This window comes from Actinoalloteichus sp. AHMU CJ021, from assembly GCF_002895405.1.
GTDB lineage: Bacteria > Actinomycetota > Actinomycetes > Mycobacteriales > Pseudonocardiaceae > Actinoalloteichus_B > Actinoalloteichus_B caeruleus.
Window position 1 is genome coordinate 6,572,938 of record NZ_CP025990.1, and the last position, 16,700, is coordinate 6,589,637.

The window sequence follows — 16,700 nt, forward strand, 5'->3', positions numbered from 1 at the left end:
GCCAACCCCTGCTCCACCGTCAACGCCGGGAACCCCGCCCCGGCCATCCGCTGGGCATCCCCAGCCATCCCACCCTCAGCCCACAACCCCCACGCCAACGACTGACCCGCCAACCCCAGGCCACGCCGGTACTGGGCCAGACCATCCAGCCCTGCCGGCCACGCCACACACCCACGCCAGCAACCATTCCTCGCGTTCCACCACCGACAACCCCGACAACCGCCCGAGGAAGGACTCCTCGTCGGGCTGCCCCGGAGCCGGGGCGGCATCGGATTCCATCGCCTGCCTCGCCTCAGGAATCCGCTCGAACAGCCTGCTGTCCCGCACCGAGGTGAACGAGGCGCAGAACGCCTCCCACAGCACGTCGGCGATCACGACGGTCGTCTCGTCGTGGTCCAGCACCCGCCGCAGCGCCGTGATCGCCACCTCGGGGGCGATGGGCGAGAGGCCGCGCTTGCCCAGCCGCTCCTTGGCCGCGCCGTCCGAGGCCATGCCCACGCTGGCCCACGGACCCCAGGCGACGGCGGTCGCGGGCAGCCCGTGCGCCCGGCGCCACTCCGCCAGGGCGTCGAGGAACGCGTTGCCCGCGGCGTAGTTGCCCTGGCCAGCGCTGCCCACTGTCCCGGTGTCCGAGGAGAACAGGACGAAGGCCGAGAGGTCCAGTTCCCTGGTGAGCTCGTGCAGTGCGAGCGCCGCCCCCAGCTTCGGGCGGAGCACCGCCCCGAACCGCTCCGGCGTCAGCGAATCGAGGACGCCGTCATCCAGCACGCCGGCGACGTGCATGACCGCCGTGAGCGGGTACTCCTCGGGCACGGTGTCGAGCAGCTCGGCCAGTGCGTCCCGGTCGGCCACGTCGCAGGCCGCCACGGTCACCCGCGCGCCGAGTTCGACCAGCTCGTCACGCAGGGTGGCCGCGCCCCGCGCCGCGAGGCCGCGCCTGCTGGTGAGGACCAGGTGCTCGGCTCCGGCGTGGGCGAGCCAACGCGCGACCTCCGAGCCGAGCGCGCCCGTTCCGCCGGTGACCAGGATGGTTCCTCGTGGTCGCCACGACCGGACCGGCCTGCCTTTCGGGGCGGCCCGGGTCAGCCTGCGGGCGAGGACACCGGAGCCACGCACCGCGACCTGGTCCTCACCGGTCCGCCCGGCCAGGACACCGCACAGGCGGGCGAGTGCCAGGTCGTCGACGGTCTCCGGCAGGTCGACGAGTCCCCCCCAGGTCCGGGGATGCTCCAGCGCGGCCACCCTGCCGACACCCCACACCAGTGCCTGGACGGGCTTGCGCAGCAGGTCCGACCTGGTCGTCGAGACCGCACCCTGGCTGGCGCACCACAGTGGTGCCTGGATGCCGGCGTCCCCGAGCGCCTGGATCAGCAGGACCGTCAACTCGACCCCCACGGGCACTCCCGCTGCCCCGCCACGCTCGTCGAGGGCCACTGTCGAGAGGACGCCCCGGATCTCGTCGTCCGCGGCGAGCACACGCAGCAGCGCGGTGAGTTCCCCTCGGGTCGAGGCGCTCGCGACGCCGATCGTCTCCACTCGCGCGCCGTGCTCCCTGAGGCCGTCGACACAGGCCCTGACGGTCTCGTCGTCCGCCTGACCGTCGGACGACACCACCAGCCACGTCCCGGACACCGCCTCGTCCGGGTCCGCCGGCAACGGCTTCCACGTGACGTCGTAGCACAGGTCGTCGATGGCGGCGTCGGACCGCACACGCTGCCGCCAGGCCGAGAGCATCTCGACCGCAGCGCTCAGCGACGCCTGCCCCTCCGCACCGTCGACCTGGAGGGTGGCGGCGAGTTCGTCGATGTCCTCGCGTTCGATCGCCGCCCAGAACCGCGCTTCCTCCGTGGTCGCGCCGGAGGGAGCGCGCGTGGTCGGGTCAACCCAGTAGTCGCGGTGTTGGAAGGCGTAGGTCGGCAGCGGGACCGTGCCACAACTCCCATGCACCCCAGCCAGGGCCCGGCGGCGGCGCGCGTCCACCTCGCGGTGGGCCCGCTCCTCATCCCGTGGTCGGAGGTTGCCGGCGGCGGGCGACGCGTGGGCGAACCGGCCTGGACCGGGTCTGCGCCGGGGTGGAGGGGCGTGACCCGCGGTGATGCTCAGCGGTCCCCACCGAGGATGCCTACCCGACCACCCGGCTCCGCCTGGAGGAGCACCGAGACCTGGTCCCCGGGCGTGACGACTCCCACCTCTCCCCGTGCCTAGCGTCCCGTCGGGTCGGCGTCCGGTGCCGACCAGGAGGAGGGGCGATGACGGTGGCGACGACGCGGGACGTGGTGGCGGGGCGGGGATCGCCTCGATCTTCTGCCGGCTGCACGCCGGCAACGCCCGGCGCATGGACATCGGCGTCAACAACCGGTCGGTCCATTTCGTCGGCACGGGGTCGTCGGCGGACTTCTCCGCCGCCTCCTTGAGGAAGAAGACGATGTCCCGGGCCTGGATCTGCTGGTTGAAGTCGGACAACGCGGCGAGGAACCAGGCCTGCGAGCCCGCCTCCCTGCTCCGCGCGGAACCCAGCCGCTCCCCCCACAACGAGAGGAGGTGCTCGGAGAGGACGTCGTGACCAGCCGACTGCACGAGGTCCTCGCTCGCCATCGGCAACGCGCGGGAGTGATGGCAGACCCACGCCACCAGCCGCAGCGCCTCCACCTGGTCCCAGCGCAGCTCGAACTGCTGGTAACGCGCGAGGAACTGCGCCGTGTTCTGGGTGATGGCGTACCGCACGAGGCGGTGCCACGGGGACCGTGCCGCGCGGGCGTGCGGTCGGCGACGAACGGCACCGGTTCGCCGGGCGGTCCTCCTCGCCGACGACGGGGACATGGCCGCACCGGCCACTCTGGACGGCCGAGCCCGGGCTGGCTCGGAGCGCGGTCCAGGCTCGTGCGAGATTGGCGCCCCGGGAACGGGGATCGGGGCGAGGGCGCGACGAGGACCGCGCGCCACCTCGTACCTCCCCAGGACCCGCTCCCCGCAGCCCCGACCGACCAGGGAGAACCCATGACCACGACCGGCCCGTCCGCCGAACGCCCCTCCACCCGGCCCGCCCCGCCCATCGTCGAACAGGGCACCCACGACGAACTCCTCGCGGCGGGCGGCGCCTACGCCCGCCTCTACGCCGCGCAGTTCGAGCAGCCCGTCGTCGAGACCGGCTGAACCGGAGGCCCCGGCGTTCCGGGCCTGGTGCGCCGCACCAGGCCCGGAACGGTTTCCGCCCTCGAAACCGCCTGGACACCTCGGGCGCATCGCTCTTTCCGGCGGCGTTCGCGCCATCTCCTTGACCCCCCACCGCCGGTTTCGGTGGGATCGTCCGGTGCGAACACAGGTTGTGTACAAGATCACCTACCCCAACGGCAAGATCTACGTGGGTTCCGACGTGACCGGCACGGTGACCTACTTCGGAAGCGTCAACGACGAACTCGTGGCCGCCGACCACACACCGGAGCAGTTGCGCGATTTCACCGTGCGCAAGCAGGTCCTGTGGGAGTCGCCGACGGCGGAACCTACCGAGGTCCGGGCGCGGGAACGCCAGTACATCGAAACGCTCCAGTCGAACAACCCCGACATCGGCTACAACCGCACCCCGAAGTTCCGGGGATGAGGGCGGACCAAAGGCCGCCGGCGCCCGCCCCGAACCGCTGACGACGGGGCGCCGGCGCCCCGTCGACCCGCTCCCGACCGGCACCGCACCGGGAAACCCGGGCTTCCCGGTGCCCGCCACACCAGGAACGAACGGGGATGTCGGAGTCGCCCCGCGATTCCGGCGGAACGCCGGCCTCCGACCCCGCACGGCTGGGTCGGCAGGGCCGGCAGGGTGGTGCCGCCAGCACCACCAACCCGGTGGAAAGCGATCAGGACGTCTACTCCCGCACGCAGACCTGCGGGCCGAGCGATCGGAACCCCTCGTCACAGGGCGAGGAGTCGCCCCACACCGCCACGGTCAGCGGGATGATGAGCACCAGCAGGACGAGCGCCGGAACGCACCACAGCCACGTCCAACGGCGGAGGCAGGACCGCCGCTGGCAGTTGGGCGGCTCGAACAGGGTCATGCTGCCGCACGGGCAGATGACCCTCCTGCTCAACACCGGCACGAGGTGGGGGGAGCCTGGTCGGGAGAAATGCGGAGAGTTGCCACACCCGGACATGGGGGCTGGTGCCATGCGGCCATGCCAGGACTGTAGGAGTGCCAGCTCGAATCACGCTCACGCAGCACAGAGTTCACCCTTTGGGGCTAGCAGCAGTCGGTGAACGTGCCCACCCGAACGGCGGCTGGTCGACGACGGGGACCGATGCGTGAACTCGGCAGCCCCCCGGAAGCAACCAACATCACGAGCAGTCCCGCATGCGCGGGGAGACCGGCTGTCCGCACCGGCCGCCCCTGTGGACGAGGGAACCGCCCCGAGTGCGCGGGGAGGACGTCGAGGTGGTGGACCCGAACCAGCTTGGGCTCGGAACAGCCCCGCGTGCGCGGGGAGGACAGCGATTCGTTCAGCCGGATTTCCGACAGGAGCGGAACAGCCCCGCGTGCGCGGGGAGGACTCCGTACTGAGCGCCTTGACGGCGCGGATCTCAGGAACAGCCCCGCGTGCGCGGGGAGGACGATTCGGGCTGGGACAGCCTGGCTCCGGGGAACGGAACAGCCCCGCGTGCGCGGGGAGGACCGGCAGCTTCGACAGGACGTTGTTCCGGACCCAGGAACAGCCCCGCGTGCGCGGGGAGGACTCCCCTCCCGCTCCACCGGAGTTGCGCAGTGCCGGAACAGCCCCGCGTGCGCGGGGAGGACACTTCCTGACCTGCGGCGTTAGGAGCGCCCACACCGATTCTCATTCACTTTGTTCCGTCACCATACGGGATGCTCCGGTTCCCTGAGCGCCGCCGAACCGTCTCGACGAACCGGAAGCGCCTCGCAGGAGCACTCGTCATTGTCCGCATTGCCCCCTCCTCTCCCCTGCCTCCAACCCCGGGCGGACCCGTCTGCCGAAGACGGAGCACTGACGCCCATCCACCACCATGACCTTGACCTCAAGCAATGTGGAACTCCTAGCGTTGTGGCATGACTACTGGTTCGCCACTGGAAGGCCTGTCGGAGAAGGCCGAGGACCGAGTTCTCTGGCTCGGCACCGTGACCCCCAGCAACCGGCCAGCACTCCGCCCCGTCTGGTTCGTCTACCTGGAGGAGAAACTCGTCGTCTTCAGTGAGCCGCACGCCGCCAAGGTGCGCCACCTGTTCGCGAATCCGGAGGTCGTGATGACCTTCCACTCGGACCCCAGCGCCGGGCACATCCGTGTCGTCTCCGGCCGGGCCGAGGTGAGCCTCGACGGCCCGCCTCCGTCCTCGATCCCGGAATTCCTGGACAAGTACGAACACCTCTACCCCGCCACGGGCTACACCCGTCACACCTTCGACGCGGCGCTCAGCGCCCGCATCACCATCACGCCCACCCACTCCTGGGGTTGGTAGGTCAGACCGTGCGACCGGCGGGGTCGCCCAGGCAGGAACCGATCACTCGCTAGGCGCGTTGGTCGCGGCTGGGAGCTGGTGGCTGTTGGCGACACCGCCGCGACGGCCTCAGGCGACGTCGAACTCGTTGCCCTCGGGGTCCCGCATGGCGGCGGTGTAGAGCCCCATGTGCGGCCCATCCTTGATCCGCAGCAGCGTGGCACCAGCTGTGACCAGCCGTTCGACAGCAGCCTTGACCCGCTGCGCGCGGACTTCCAGTGGGACGTCACGGCCACCACTGACCTTCAGGTCGAGATGCCACCGGTTCTTGCCAACCTTCGGTTCGGGAACCTGCTGGAACCACACCCTCGGTCCGCGTCCAGTTGGGTCGACGATCGACTCCGGGCCATCCCCGGCGCCTGCCGGTAGCTCTGACTCGGGCACCCCCGTCGCCGCCCAGTACGCGCGCCAGGTGGCGTGCCCGGCAGGAGGGGGCTCGGGGACGTAGCCCAGGGCCTCGGCCCAGAACGTCACCATTCTCGGCGGATCGGAGCAGTCGATCGTCAGCTGCACCGTCATCTCCATGCGCGGAGCATCCCAGACCAGGCTGACAGGACACCGACTTCGCTGAGAGGTCCCAGGGGCGGCCAGGTCCCGGCGAAGGACGTCCGCTGCGATCGCGGCGCGCCCACGTCGTGCGTCGGCCCGCGATGTCGCCGCACGATCATCGCGCCCACATCCGACCCACGGCCGAGGTCTGGACCACCGCTGGAGGAGGCCGGACCTCCCGGACGTTGACCACGGCTCGGACCGGCGTTTTCCGGAGCGTGCGGCCCTGGGTTCGGCCAGGGGCCTTCGATCGGGGGCCATCCGCGAGGTTTCACCCCACGGCCAGGTCATCACCCCTTCTCCCCGGTCTCGTTGTGCTGGTACCCACTCCTGGAGGGCGGGGGATCGTGGCGCACGGACCGGGGTCCGTTCCGTCTCCAGTGGGGAGCGCGGTCGTGTGGTGCGAACTCCGCCGAGTGGCGGGCTGGTGAACGGTTCACCGGCGGGCCGCCGCCCGCCCTGCCACCAGCGGCTTCCGGGTGCTCGCGGCTGGTGCTTCCCATCCCCCTCCTCACGCGGCGAACGAGCCGGGCGCCGGTCGGCGCTTCCGCCCACGTGGGCGGTGCCGGTGCCGGGCCCCACCGCCCGGCCAGGCGGCGGGCGTCGTGCCAGCAACGGACCGGCCCGAGGAGGACGGTGTCCGATGTGGATTGAGTACCCGGATTTGGGCGTCCTGCACCGGCTTCGCGACCGGACGACGACCCGCGTCGCGGTGTGGTGCGGCAGGGTCTTCGACGCGGGCGAGGTTCGCGGGGTGCCGCACGGCACCGGCGGGAAACCCTGCGTCACCTGCTGGGAGCGGGAACTCCTGACCTGGATGAACCGTCGAGGTCCTGGAGAGGCGCCCTCACCAGAGGGATGAGCGACGAGGTCGTCAACGTTCGGGGCCGGGCGCAGGGCTGGCACAGGCCACGCCGAAGCGGGGCAGCGAGTGTCTCCGTCCGCCCGCCCCGGCGTGGTCGTGCCCTGGGCGGCTACTGCTCGGCGCCGGTGTAGAAGGCGAAGGTGCGATCCGAGGTCTGCCGGGCGTGGTCGGGATCGGCCCCGGCCTCGACGTCGGCGTCCGCCCAGGCGGCGGCGGTGCGCCGCATGAACTCGACCCCTTCCTCGCTGGCTCCCACCTTGGCCATCTCCTCGGGGGTGGCACGCGGGTCGCCGGCGAGGTGCAGCGCGAGGGAGAGGACGGAACCGTCCCAGCCAACACCGGTGGCGCTGGGGCCGAACGTGTTCCAGAAGTCGCCGCCCGCCTGGACGTGCTCGACGCGGAGGACCGCCTGGTCGCCCTCCTCGCGCAGGCTCACCTCGACGAAACTGCCAGCACCGGAGTCCTCCCAGGTCACCCGCAGTCGCTCCCTCGGCACGCAGACCTCGATCGTGCCCTCGATGCCCCTGCCCTCCAGGCGGTACCTGCCTCCTTCGCGCAGGTCACCGCTGACCGGCTCGAACCAGCGCGGCAGCCGTTCGGGGTTGACGCAGGCGTCCCACAGGTCGGGCAGCGTGGTGTCGTAGGCGCGGGTGAGGATCACCGAGTTCATCTCGGTGCCCCGCTTGACCGCGCGGTGGGTCCGGTTGATGTGGTCGAGAAGGTCCATCGCCGCTCTCCCCCTGTCCGCCGCCCCGCTGCCGCGGGTACGGCCTCGTCGTCGCCGAGGCGTTCCACCGGGTCCCACAGCTGGCCCGCCTGCTCGGCCATCCCCTCAGGGAGTACCCAACCGCGTCGCTCTCAGCAGGACGATGAGCGGCGGCGGACGCCGGCTCACCACCTGGCTCCAGGACCCGCGCACACATTACGGCAGCGACTTATATAAGTAAAACCTGAACTATGCCCACCTCCCCCTGCTGCGTCCCAGCCCGTGACCGAGCGGCGCCATACGGGCGACCCTCGTGGGGGCGCACCTACCACGACCAGCGGGTGGCCGAGACCTCGGCGAACCCGAACGACACCCGGGGCACCACGCCGTAGATCCCGTACTCGGGTTCGCCGGGCAGGTCGGGGTCGGTCACGACCCCGTCGTCAGCGACGGCGAGCCGCCACCCGAACCTCCCGGCCAGCGCGTCGCCGACCCGACGAAGCCCCCTGACCTCCCGAACCCGCTCCGCCCGCCCCTCCAGCACCAGCTCCAGCTCGTCAGAGCTGACGATCACACTGACCTGGGGGTTCACGGCGAGGTTCCTCCCCTTCCGGGAGCCCGGCCGGAGCGTGACGAACAGGGCGCCGTCGACCCAGACCGCGAAGACGGGCACGGCGTGCGGCCGACCGTCGGGCCGGGTGGTCACCAACCACACCGTGGAGGCCGCCGCCAGCCGCCGCTCCGCCTCGGACCAGGGCGTCAGCGGCGCCTGGGCGTCGAACGGGCTGGCATCAGAGGGACCGAACAGGGGCTCGGTCCGCGAGGGAGGTCCGCCGCCCTCCTCCCACGAGACGAGGTCGGCGGCATCATCGGCGGGAATGTCCGTTTCCATGCCGTCGCACTCTAGACCACAGAGTTCCCTCAAGGAACTTAGCTGGGTATGATGGGCGCATGCAGCGGACCCGTTTCGGCGACATGCCCTGCTCGATCGCACGGACCTGGAACGTCATCGGTGAGCCGTGGTCGCCACTGATCCTGCGCGACATCTACGTCGGCGTACGACGGTTCGACGACCTCCAGGCGTCCTTGGGCATCTCACGCAAGGTGCTCGCCGAACGCCTCGCCTGGCTCGTCGACCAGCAGGTCCTCGACCGCCACCCGTACACGAACAGGCCCACGCGCCACGAGTACGTGCTCACCCCTCGGGGCGCCGAACTCTGCGACGCGCTCCTCGTGCTGGCCGGGTGGGGAGACCGGTGGTTGGCCGGCGAGGACGGCCCTCCCGCGCTGTTCCGACACCGGAGCTGTGGCGAGGCGAGCAACGTGACGCTGCACTGTTCCCAATGCGACCAGCCAATGACCGCTGCCGACGTCGACGTGCTCGACGGCCCCGGAGCACCGGCACGGGAGGAGACACCGTGACAACCCCAGCACGCGCCACCCTCATCGGGCGGGACGCGCCACCCGGCTCCACACCGATCCCCTGGGAGGAGGCGCGCGACAGGTTCGCCACTGCGAGCACCTACTGGTGGAGCACGGCCAGCGGCGACCACCCCACCCTGCGCCCGGTGCTGTCCGTGTGGGTCGACGGCGCGCCGCACGTCTCGACCAGCCCCGCCACCCGCAAGAGCCGCCCCCTCGACACGAACCCGACGACCACGCTGGCCTGTCAGACCGACATCGCGGACACCGTGGTCGAGGGCACGACGAGCCGCGTCACCGACCGGGCCACGCTGCACGCGGTCGCCACCGCCTACGCCACCAAGTACGGCTGGTCCCCGAGCGTCCTGGGGGACGCGCTCGGCGGTGCGGAGGGGGCGCCGACCGCCGGCCAGCCGCCGTACGAGGTCTACCGGATCACGCCCCGCCGGGCGTACGCCTTCGGCACCGACGAGGACCACGGGGCCCGCTCCACCCGCTGGGTCTTCCCCGACCACTCCTGAGCCGACTCGTTGGGCGGCCTACCGCGCCGGGGCGGGGCCGAACCCCCGCCCCGGCGCCTCACCGTGCTACCCGGTGGTGGCACGCTGGGCTTCCGAAGGAGGCGGAGCTTGGCCGGCGGGTCAGGCCCCGCGCTCGTCCCGAGGCAGCTGGTAGGTCAGGTGGGTGGCGTTCGGCGTCACCGTGACCGTCGACTGCGACAGCAGGACGCGCTGGTCGATGTGGGCGAAGAGTGGCGTGCCCGAGCCCATCAACACCGGGGACAGGTGGATGCGGAGCTCGTCGACGAGGTTGAGCGCGAGCGCCTGAGCGCAGACGTCCCCGCCACCCATGATCACGGTCTCCCGCTCGCCGGCGACCTCCCGGGCGGCCGCGACGGCCGCTGCCACGCCCTCGGTCACGAAGGTGAAACCGGTCTGGTGGCGCGGGTTCGCCGGGGGCTCGTGGGTCACCACGAAGTTCGGGGGCGCCTGGGACTGGTCCTGCTCGTAGCCGTAGCCGAGGTCGTCCTTCCAGCCGGCGGCACCGTCGATCACGTCGAATGTCCGCCGACCCATCACGACGGCCCCGGTCGCCCCGAACGCGGCATCCAACAGTGCGGAGTCCTCCGGCGAGGGTTCCTCCGGCATGACCCAGCGATGGATCGGCTCACCGCCCTCCCCCAGGCCCTGGTCCGGACCGGCGTTCGGGCCGGTGACGAAACCGTCCAACGACATGGAGATGTCCACGACGACCTTGCTCACGAATGTCCTTCCTCAGTGGGTGGATCGGGGAGAACGAAACAGGACAACAGGGACTTGACGTCCGCGTGCGGACCGCTGACCACGGCGAGCTGCCGGCGCTCGGCGTCCTCGACCGCAAGGGAGCCGAACGTCAGGTCCGACAGGACGACCGGCGTGGCCGCCACGCGCGCGGCGGGCGGACGCGACGCGGGGGTAGCCCGGGCGATCTGGAACGCGCCTTCCTCGATCCGCGTGTCGAACACGTCCTCGCCCATCTCCAGCCGCACCGCGACCGCGCGTTCGCCGGCCAGGGACGCGTCGAAGGTGGTGCGCAGCGCCAACGCGAAGGAGGAGGGGCTGAGGACCTGGGCGGCGAGGTCCACCGGAGTGTGCGCGGCCCACCGCCCGAGGGCGATCAGCACCGGCTCGAGCGCGCGCCCCCAGGCAGTGAGTTCGTAGACCGCGACCGGCGTGGGCGGCGGGAGGCGCCGCCGGACCACCACCCCGACCTCGGCCAGCTCCCGTAGCCGGGTGCCCAGGATGTTCGTGCTCACGCCGGGCAGCGCGGCGGCGAGATCCGAGTACCGCCGTGGCCCGAACACCAACTCCCGCACGACCGGGAGCGCCCACCGCTCCCCCACCGCGTCCAGCGCCCGGGTGATCCCGCACGCGTCCCCGTACGTCCGCATGCTGGCACCATACAACTCCGCACTTGTTTTTCGAGAGCAGTGGTTCCGGGCATGTCGCTACCCAGCCCCCATGACCCCGGAACGGATGACGTCCGGTCAGGCCGGCTTACGCCAGCGCGAACGGCACCACCGCCGGCCACCACCGGCGACAGCACCCCCGGGAACCAAACCCACCCAACGAGGCCCCTAGAGGACCGGGACCAGCGAACGGGCGAAGTTGGCGGTGTGAACAGCCCCACATGCGCGGGGAGGACGTGCATGATCTCGGCGGCGCTGACGAGGTAGCCGGAACAGCCCCGCGTGCGCGGGGAGGACCTCGGGCAGGTGTGCGTGCGAGGCGATCTCGCCCGGAACAGCCCCGCGTGCGCGGGGAGGACGCGGATTCCACGCGGGAGTCAAGGGCCGCCCGGGGAACAGCCCCGCGTGCGCGGGGAGGACACTTCCTGACCTGCGATGTTAGGAGCACTCCCGGGGGTTTTCATTCACTTTTCTGGCCACGGCCGTACCGCCTCCTCCTGCTGGCGGTGCTCCAGCCCGCGCGCTGCTTCGGCGCGGAGCGCTTCCGCTGCGCGGGCCTCAGCATGAGTTGGACCCCCTCGTGATCCACCGGTGTCCACTCGTGGCCGTGCACCTCGAAGGCCAACCCCTGCTCGGTGTCCGCGTTGTAGACCATGATCGCTCGGCCGGTCTTCACCATCTCCTGGACGCGTCCCCACAACAGTGTGCGCACCCGAGCCGTGATGCCGCCGACGAAGACACCGGGGGAGATCTCCAGCAACCAGCGAGTGAGGTGGCCGCGCAAGCCCACCGGGCAGGCTGTCACCACGACCACGGTCACGACGTCTCCCGACCTGGTCGATGCCGTCGTCGTACTCGTCGTCCTGCCCGTAGGAGACCCCGGCCCGCACGTCCGGCCCGTCCTCGTTCCACAACATGACCACGTCGGGGAGTTGGAGGTCAGTGGCGTCCCCGAGCTGTCCGTCCGCCGGGTCGTGCAGCAGGGTGACGATGTCGCGGACACAGGTCCGGAGCAACTGGCCGTCCTTCAAGCGGTCCCGCACCGATCGACGGGTCACCGCGCCGATGTCATCGGGGTCGGTGGCCGCCACCTCGAAGGCGACGGGGATCGTGACCTCCGCCTTGTAGAGGTCGGCGATGTCGTAGACGAACGACCGCCGGTTACCGCTGTGGACGAAACCGAGTCCAGGAGCCAGTCCCAGCGACACGATGACCGCATGGACCACCCCGTAGAGGCTGGTGTGCGCGGCGGAGAGCGCCTGGTTGATCGGACTCCCGCCCGCGAAGTCGTGCGGGTCGTACTCCCTCCCGTCCCAGTCGATGCCGGTGCGGGCGGCGTACTCGCGGTACAGGCGACGGACCCGTGCCCCCTCCCGTCCTCGCAACTGCTGCATGGTCGAGGCGCTGACGTCCTCTCCGGGGAACCGCATCCCGTACATCCGGCGCGCGACCGACAGCCGTGACGTGCGATTGCTGACCAACGCCGCCTGCCGTTCGAGGAGCCGGGAGGAGTCGGTCAACGTCCGGCCGTGCGCGTAGTAGCGCACGCCGTGCTCCCCCACCCACACCACGGTTGATCCGCTCTCCGCGAGCAGGTTCACCGCGTGGTGGCTGATCGTGGTGCCGGGACCGAGCATGAGGACGCTCAGGGTCGCCGCTGGGATGTGGAAGGTCCCGCGCTCGTCCCGGGAGGTGATGGCGTTGGCGTCGTGGTGGACGACGCAGTGTTCGAGGTAGACGAAGGTGAGCCGGTCCGCAGCTCGCACCAGGTGCGAGATGGGGACCGGCCTTGCCCCGGGGATCTCCGTCACGTCGGCCTGACCCGGGCCAGGGTGAGTAGACCGCACCCATAGCCCTTGGCGGAGCCGACACCATGCGTCAGCGTCCGGCGGAACAGGGCGGGGTCGGCGACCCGCAACCTGCCCTCGTAGGTGGCGAGGGTGAGAGTGACCGTGGTTCCCTGGCGGTCGAACTTCCGACGGTCCCGGCCCCGGATCGCCACGTCGGGCTCGTCCCCCACGGCTGGCGGGATGGTGAAGCCCAGTCGTTCGACTCGTCCCAACAACCAGTCGGTCTGCTGGGTCACGGTGAGGTGCCCGTAACGTTTCGTGTCCGCATCCGACGTCCTGCGAACGCTCCGGGTCGGGTTCGCGGTGAGGCGGAAGGCCCATTCCTGGCCGGCGGCCATCTGGTCGAGAAGTGGGCCGTAGGGACGGGTGTCCCAGGTGCTGGTGGCGGGCCACCCGGTCTCCTCCACCAGGTGGGTGAGGTCGGGCCGGTGCGGGCTGACGATGTACAGCAGGGTCTGGTTCGGGGTCTGGTCGAGACGCCAGAGGACCCTGCCGTCCTCGGTCGGCTCGCGGTGCGCGGCGGGGAAGGCTTTCATCACGGCACCGTGCAGGCGGTGCGGTGATGCCAACAGGTGACGCGTGGCCCGCCGTGCAGGGTTCAACTCGAAACGGGTGAGGTGCATCAGGACGGGCTCCCGAGCAGTTCCATGGGGTCGTGTGGGTGTTCGTCCGGTGGTGGACGGTGGTCGGGGTTCGGGATGGTGACCGTGTCCCGGTGGACGCTGCGCCAGGAGTACTGGCGGTGCCGGGGGTCGAAGCTGATCGGGACATCCCGCACGACGTCGCTCCCGGGTGTGTCGGGTGGGCAGTCGAGGACGACGTCCACCGTCACCTCCCGGTCGCTGGCGCGCTTCCTGCGGACGGCCGGGGAGGCGAGCCACGGGACGGTGGCCAGCGCCGTCCTGATGTCGCCGTCGATGACGGCCTCCACGAGGCGGCCGGCGGGCGGGCAGGAGCGGCGGCCCAGGAACAGGGGTGCGGCCGGCCTGCGCAGCGCGGCACGCACCCTGTCCAGCAGTTCCGCGTCACCCTCCACGGCGACGCAGAACACCGCGTCGGCCAGGTAGAAGCGGGTGGACAGCGGCATCACCTGTGATCCGTCGAGGCTGCGGGCAGTCTGGAAGTCGCGTTCCAGTTGGCCTTCCTGATCGACCCTGACCCCCACCCTGAGGTGGGTGAACGCTCCGAGGTCGTCGGCGCGGCGGACCCCGCAGGCGGAGGCCAGCAGTCCGATGACCCCGCTGCGGCTGGGTGCGAGGTCGGTGTTGCGACGGGTGAACCGGCTGCTGGTCCCCCAGGACTGGAGCGGTGCGGCGAACCGCAGGACGAGGGCGGTCACGGTGCGAGCCGCTCGGCGACCAGCTGCCCGGCCCCCTTCACGGCGACGTCGAGGCTGACCCGCTCACCGATCTCGGCCAACGGCTCGACGCGCTCACCGACGCCGAAGCTCCACGCCCGCAGGGGTGTCTCGTCGAAGGCCGCGTGGATGTCGGTGGCGTGGGTGGCGATGCGACGGATCGAGCCGCTGATCCGCCCGCCCTGCTCCCGGGCGGTCACCGCCTCCTCGAAAGCACCGACGAGGTTGATGGGCTGCGTCTCGCGGGCGACGACGAGCACGGCGTCGGGAAGGGTGCGGTTGGCGAAGGTGTTCTGCTTGCCGGTGGGCATGCTGGAGACGAAGGCACGGACGAACGCCTCGACCGCCCGGCGGGTGGCCTCGACGTCCCCCAGGTTCTCCTGGAGCTGGTCCACGTCGATCGTGGCGTAGCGGTACAGCGTGGAGGAGTTGAACTCGATGGTGCCGATCATGCCGGCCCCCGCGTCCTCCTCTTCGTCCGCCTTCTTGTGGTCGTCGACGGCGGTGTAGTAGTCGTACTCGTTGGTGACCCCGTGGACACTGAGCGCGTGCGCGACCTGGGTGGCGGCCTCGACGTTGAGATCGGGGAGGTTCGCGACCATCCTGCCGAACAGGGCGACATCCACGGAGTGGGACCGGTCGGCGCGGGCCTTGGCCTCGGACTTGTCGATCTTGGTCTTGCCGTCGCCGGCCTCCCGTGCCGACTCCACCGCGAGGTCGGCGAGGTTGGTGATCTGCGCGCGGGCGAGGAAGACCAGGAACTCGGCCTCGTCCGGGGTGGCTTCGGTGGCCTTCTTCCGGGGTGCCTTCAGTTTGAAGCCGGCAGCTTCCAGCACGGACTTGGCGAGTTCCTGGGCGCGGTCGGCGTGCCCGGGGGAGCGTTCGCCGATGGTCTCTGCGACCAGGTCGACGATCCGCTTGGTGCGAACCCCCAGGTTCTCCTTGTCGAGCAGGGACTCGAAGGCGACCCGGGTGGCGCGCTTCCACGCCTGGCTGGACACCCGGGCGCGCCGGACACCCCCGTACATGGCGGTCTTCGGGCTTCCGGTGTCGTCGCGGTTGATGTTGCTCGGCGGAACGGTCTGGATGACGTGCAGGTCGATGATGGTGCGGCTCACGAAGCGTCCTCTGTCTTCTCGTTGTCGCTCGGCGGAGTGGTGTCGGATTCGGTGTTGGGCACCCGGTGGAACTCGCGGCCCCAGACGCGGCGGATGCGTTCGGGGGCGTCCTCGAAGCGTTGCCAGCGGACGAGCTGGTCGGCGAGCAGGCCGTAGTCAAGGGGGATCTCCGCTGCTCTCAGCAGCTTGACCAGGCCCCGCAGGTGGACGAGGAGTTCGTCGAGGTCGGTGCTGGTGACGAGCGTCGCAAACCTGCGGGCCGCCGGATCGATGGGCGAGATCTCCGCCTGGGGGTGCAGGGCTCGTGCCGCCCGGCCGACCCCCCAACCGGGTACGCACGCGTGCTTGCGCAGCGATTGCTGGTGCACCGCGAAGAGCGTCATCGCGTGGTGGGCGGCGGTTTCCCGCGCGCTGGGTTGGTCGCTGTGCCAGCCCTGCGTCATGAAGGGGGCGTAGGTGAGGTCCAGGATGTCGGGCATCACGCCTGGCGCTGTGTCCACGGCACGGCGCAGTCTCGCCAAACCGGCGACCGCGTGTGACCTGTCCTGGATGTACTCCTGTTGGAGTCGGCCCGTCTGCTCGTTCACCCACTTCCGAAGTGGAGGGGGCTCACTGTGGTTTCCTGTCATTCTTCGTCCTTCTCGGGCGGTTGCGCTGGGGATGCCATGGGCAGTGCTCGGTTCAACGCGAAGGTGAACCAGCGTTCGGCGACCGGGATGGTCAACCACTTGTCCTTGACGAGCCGTCCGGTCCACCCCGTGGGGGGTGCCTCGGCGATGAGGCGGCTGCCCACCGCCCGCATCTCCGCTCGGGCCGCGACGTGCCACTGCTCCTTGACATCAATCGGGTCATCCCCGGGGAGTCGAGCGGCGAGCCAGCGGCGGAAGGCGGGGTCCAGCGCGGCGTAGGCCAGTTCGAGGGCGGAATCCTTCGGCCCCAGTCGGTTGTTGGCGTTGGGCTCCTCGCGGGAACCGCAGGCCTTCGCGAGGTTCAGCGCGAGGTCGCCCACGGCGTAGGCGGCCTTCTCCGCGTCGCGGACGCAGCCGAGCACGACCTCCTTCAGGTGGGCCAGTTCTCGGTCGAGCAGCGCCGCGTGCAGTGAGATGGCGTCGTCGACGATCTCGGCCGTCGTGGAGCTCTGGCTGCCATAGGTCATACCGGTGGTGTGCAGGCGAAGCGGATAATCGCGGGGCAGCCGTCGGTCACTCGTCAGTCTGGCTATCTGGTCGAGCACGCCGGGGGCCAGGCGGTCGGAGGCCTCCGACCGCTGATTGCTGGTGACCGTCTGCGGCAGCATCGCGGTCAGCCCGCGCCAGATCACCCGTTCCGGGCTGTGCTCCAAGGGCATGAGCTCCGGCGGCTGGTGACCGCCGAGTCCCTGCCGACGA

At 70.8% G+C, this 16,700-nt stretch carries 19 protein-coding genes, 1 pseudogene and 1 CRISPR repeat array; of the genes and pseudogenes, 6 read left to right on the forward strand and 14 right to left on the reverse strand.

All coding sequences use genetic code 11. The features are described 5' to 3' along the window. Positions 1-75 precede the first annotated feature (75 nt). Positions 76-2,724 carry an SDR family NAD(P)-dependent oxidoreductase gene (locus tag C1701_RS26175; protein ID WP_103056854.1) on the reverse strand — a complete coding sequence of 883 codons (2,649 nt, stop codon included), beginning with the start codon at positions 2,722-2,724 and terminating at the stop codon, positions 76-78. A 273-nt stretch (positions 2,725-2,997) separates the two neighbouring features. Between C1701_RS26175 and C1701_RS28000 the strand changes: the two genes are divergently transcribed. Further along, the gene (locus tag C1701_RS28000; protein ID WP_337662000.1) at positions 2,998-3,153 is read left to right on the forward strand and encodes a hypothetical protein; all 156 of its coding nucleotides are present in this window, start codon (positions 2,998-3,000) and stop codon (positions 3,151-3,153) included. Between the two features lie 172 nt (positions 3,154-3,325). Then, the gene (locus C1701_RS26180) at positions 3,326-3,598 is read left to right on the forward strand and encodes a hypothetical protein (RefSeq protein WP_337662001.1); all 273 of its coding nucleotides are present in this window, start codon (positions 3,326-3,328) and stop codon (positions 3,596-3,598) included. A 259-nt stretch (positions 3,599-3,857) separates the two neighbouring features. Here C1701_RS26180 and C1701_RS28005 read toward each other — a convergent pair whose 3' ends face one another. Continuing rightward, positions 3,858-4,157 carry a hypothetical protein gene (locus tag C1701_RS28005; RefSeq protein WP_337662002.1) on the reverse strand — a complete coding sequence of 100 codons (300 nt, stop codon included), beginning with the start codon at positions 4,155-4,157 and terminating at the stop codon, positions 3,858-3,860. 229 nt (positions 4,158-4,386) lie between these two features. Further along, a CRISPR array of direct repeats spans positions 4,387-4,780; the repeat unit is 28 nt; unit sequence GGAACAGCCCCGCGTGCGCGGGGAGGAC. A 270-nt stretch (positions 4,781-5,050) separates the two neighbouring features. Here C1701_RS28005 and C1701_RS26190 point away from each other — a divergent pair. Then, a complete protein-coding gene (locus C1701_RS26190) occupies positions 5,051-5,458 on the forward strand; it encodes a pyridoxamine 5'-phosphate oxidase family protein (protein ID WP_337662003.1) in 408 nt (135 codons plus the stop codon). Positions 5,459-5,566: 108 nt separating this feature from the next. Here the strand turns inward: C1701_RS26190 and C1701_RS26195 are convergent, their stop codons facing one another. After that, positions 5,567-6,022 (reverse strand): VOC family protein, encoded by a 456-nt coding sequence (locus C1701_RS26195; RefSeq protein ID WP_103056855.1) that lies wholly within the window; start codon positions 6,020-6,022, stop codon positions 5,567-5,569. Between the two features lie 667 nt (positions 6,023-6,689). Here C1701_RS26195 and C1701_RS28010 point away from each other — a divergent pair. Beyond that, complete coding sequence (locus C1701_RS28010) at positions 6,690-6,908, forward strand: hypothetical protein (RefSeq protein ID WP_337662004.1); 219 nt, start codon at positions 6,690-6,692, stop codon at positions 6,906-6,908. A gap of 112 nt (positions 6,909-7,020) precedes the next feature. Here C1701_RS28010 and C1701_RS26200 read toward each other — a convergent pair whose 3' ends face one another. Continuing rightward, positions 7,021-7,638: an SRPBCC domain-containing protein gene (locus C1701_RS26200; protein WP_026420165.1), complete on the reverse strand. Its 618-nt coding sequence runs from the start codon at positions 7,636-7,638 to the stop codon at positions 7,021-7,023. A 304-nt stretch (positions 7,639-7,942) separates the two neighbouring features. Beyond that, on the reverse strand, positions 7,943-8,509 hold the full coding sequence (locus C1701_RS26205) for a pyridoxamine 5'-phosphate oxidase family protein (RefSeq protein WP_103056856.1): 567 nt from the start codon (positions 8,507-8,509) through the stop codon (positions 7,943-7,945). A 59-nt stretch (positions 8,510-8,568) separates the two neighbouring features. Here C1701_RS26205 and C1701_RS26210 point away from each other — a divergent pair, with 59 nt between their 5' ends. Next, the gene (locus C1701_RS26210) at positions 8,569-9,039 is read left to right on the forward strand and encodes a winged helix-turn-helix transcriptional regulator (protein ID WP_030107127.1); all 471 of its coding nucleotides are present in this window, start codon (positions 8,569-8,571) and stop codon (positions 9,037-9,039) included. Next, the gene (locus tag C1701_RS26215; RefSeq protein WP_051314272.1) at positions 9,036-9,560 is read left to right on the forward strand and encodes a hypothetical protein; all 525 of its coding nucleotides are present in this window, start codon (positions 9,036-9,038) and stop codon (positions 9,558-9,560) included. The genes C1701_RS26210 and C1701_RS26215 overlap by 4 nt, the downstream gene beginning before the upstream one ends. Before the next feature lie 120 nt (positions 9,561-9,680). Here the strand turns inward: C1701_RS26215 and C1701_RS26220 are convergent, their stop codons facing one another. The 9 genes and pseudogenes from C1701_RS26220 to C1701_RS26260 all read right to left on the reverse strand — a co-directional run bounded on the left by C1701_RS26220 (position 9,681) and on the right by C1701_RS26260 (position 16,660). Then, positions 9,681-10,301 carry a dihydrofolate reductase family protein gene (locus tag C1701_RS26220; RefSeq protein WP_103056857.1) on the reverse strand — a complete coding sequence of 207 codons (621 nt, stop codon included), beginning with the start codon at positions 10,299-10,301 and terminating at the stop codon, positions 9,681-9,683. Then, positions 10,298-10,969: a winged helix-turn-helix transcriptional regulator gene (locus tag C1701_RS26225; RefSeq protein ID WP_103056858.1), complete on the reverse strand. Its 672-nt coding sequence runs from the start codon at positions 10,967-10,969 to the stop codon at positions 10,298-10,300. Before C1701_RS26225 ends, C1701_RS26220 begins: the two co-directional genes overlap by 4 nt. A gap of 478 nt (positions 10,970-11,447) precedes the next feature. After that, a complete protein-coding gene (gene cas2e, locus C1701_RS26230; RefSeq protein WP_337662319.1) occupies positions 11,448-11,990 on the reverse strand; it encodes a type I-E CRISPR-associated endoribonuclease Cas2e in 543 nt (180 codons plus the stop codon). A gap of 31 nt (positions 11,991-12,021) precedes the next feature. Continuing rightward, positions 12,022-12,834 (reverse strand): annotated as a pseudogene (gene cas1e / locus C1701_RS26235) (type I-E CRISPR-associated endonuclease Cas1e); the annotation flags it as partial. After that, the gene (gene cas6e, locus C1701_RS26240; RefSeq protein WP_103056859.1) at positions 12,795-13,460 is read right to left on the reverse strand and encodes a type I-E CRISPR-associated protein Cas6/Cse3/CasE; all 666 of its coding nucleotides are present in this window, start codon (positions 13,458-13,460) and stop codon (positions 12,795-12,797) included. The pseudogene cas1e and the gene cas6e, both read right to left, overlap by 40 nt. Then, positions 13,460-14,176: a type I-E CRISPR-associated protein Cas5/CasD gene (gene cas5e, locus C1701_RS26245; RefSeq protein WP_103056860.1), complete on the reverse strand. Its 717-nt coding sequence runs from the start codon at positions 14,174-14,176 to the stop codon at positions 13,460-13,462. Before cas5e ends, cas6e begins: the two co-directional genes overlap by 1 nt. Continuing rightward, the gene (gene cas7e, locus C1701_RS26250; protein ID WP_103056861.1) at positions 14,173-15,312 is read right to left on the reverse strand and encodes a type I-E CRISPR-associated protein Cas7/Cse4/CasC; all 1,140 of its coding nucleotides are present in this window, start codon (positions 15,310-15,312) and stop codon (positions 14,173-14,175) included. The genes cas5e and cas7e overlap by 4 nt, the downstream gene beginning before the upstream one ends. Further along, positions 15,309-15,941 (reverse strand): type I-E CRISPR-associated protein Cse2/CasB, encoded by a 633-nt coding sequence (gene casB / locus C1701_RS26255; protein WP_103056862.1) that lies wholly within the window; start codon positions 15,939-15,941, stop codon positions 15,309-15,311. Before casB ends, cas7e begins: the two co-directional genes overlap by 4 nt. After that, entirely contained in the window at positions 15,938-16,660 is a 723-nt protein-coding gene (locus C1701_RS26260) for a type I-E CRISPR-associated protein Cse1/CasA (protein ID WP_337662005.1), read from the reverse strand. Before C1701_RS26260 ends, casB begins: the two co-directional genes overlap by 4 nt. Between the last annotated feature and the right edge of the window lie 40 nt (positions 16,661-16,700).

What these genes read in the sequence shown, in the direction of transcription:
- C1701_RS28000 (WP_337662000.1), top strand. Translation starts at nt 2,998, where the DNA reads ATGACCACGACCGGCCCGTCCGCCGAACGCCCCTCCACCCGGCCCGCC.
- C1701_RS28005 (WP_337662002.1), bottom strand. Translation starts at nt 4,157, where the DNA reads ATGGCACCAGCCCCCATGTCCGGGTGTGGCAACTCTCCGCATTTCTCC.
- C1701_RS26190 (WP_337662003.1), top strand. Translation starts at nt 5,051, where the DNA reads ATGACTACTGGTTCGCCACTGGAAGGCCTGTCGGAGAAGGCCGAGGAC.
- C1701_RS26195 (WP_103056855.1), bottom strand. Translation starts at nt 6,022, where the DNA reads ATGGAGATGACGGTGCAGCTGACGATCGACTGCTCCGATCCGCCGAGA.
- C1701_RS28010 (WP_337662004.1), top strand. Translation starts at nt 6,690, where the DNA reads ATGTGGATTGAGTACCCGGATTTGGGCGTCCTGCACCGGCTTCGCGAC.
- C1701_RS26200 (WP_026420165.1), bottom strand. Translation starts at nt 7,638, where the DNA reads ATGGACCTTCTCGACCACATCAACCGGACCCACCGCGCGGTCAAGCGG.
- C1701_RS26205 (WP_103056856.1), bottom strand. Translation starts at nt 8,509, where the DNA reads ATGGAAACGGACATTCCCGCCGATGATGCCGCCGACCTCGTCTCGTGG.
- C1701_RS26210 (WP_030107127.1), top strand. Translation starts at nt 8,569, where the DNA reads ATGCAGCGGACCCGTTTCGGCGACATGCCCTGCTCGATCGCACGGACC.
- C1701_RS26225 (WP_103056858.1), bottom strand. Translation starts at nt 10,969, where the DNA reads ATGCGGACGTACGGGGACGCGTGCGGGATCACCCGGGCGCTGGACGCG.
- cas6e (WP_103056859.1), bottom strand. Translation starts at nt 13,460, where the DNA reads ATGCACCTCACCCGTTTCGAGTTGAACCCTGCACGGCGGGCCACGCGT.
- casB (WP_103056862.1), bottom strand. Translation starts at nt 15,941, where the DNA reads ATGACAGGAAACCACAGTGAGCCCCCTCCACTTCGGAAGTGGGTGAAC.
- C1701_RS26260 (WP_337662005.1), bottom strand. Translation starts at nt 16,660, where the DNA reads ATGCCCTTGGAGCACAGCCCGGAACGGGTGATCTGGCGCGGGCTGACC.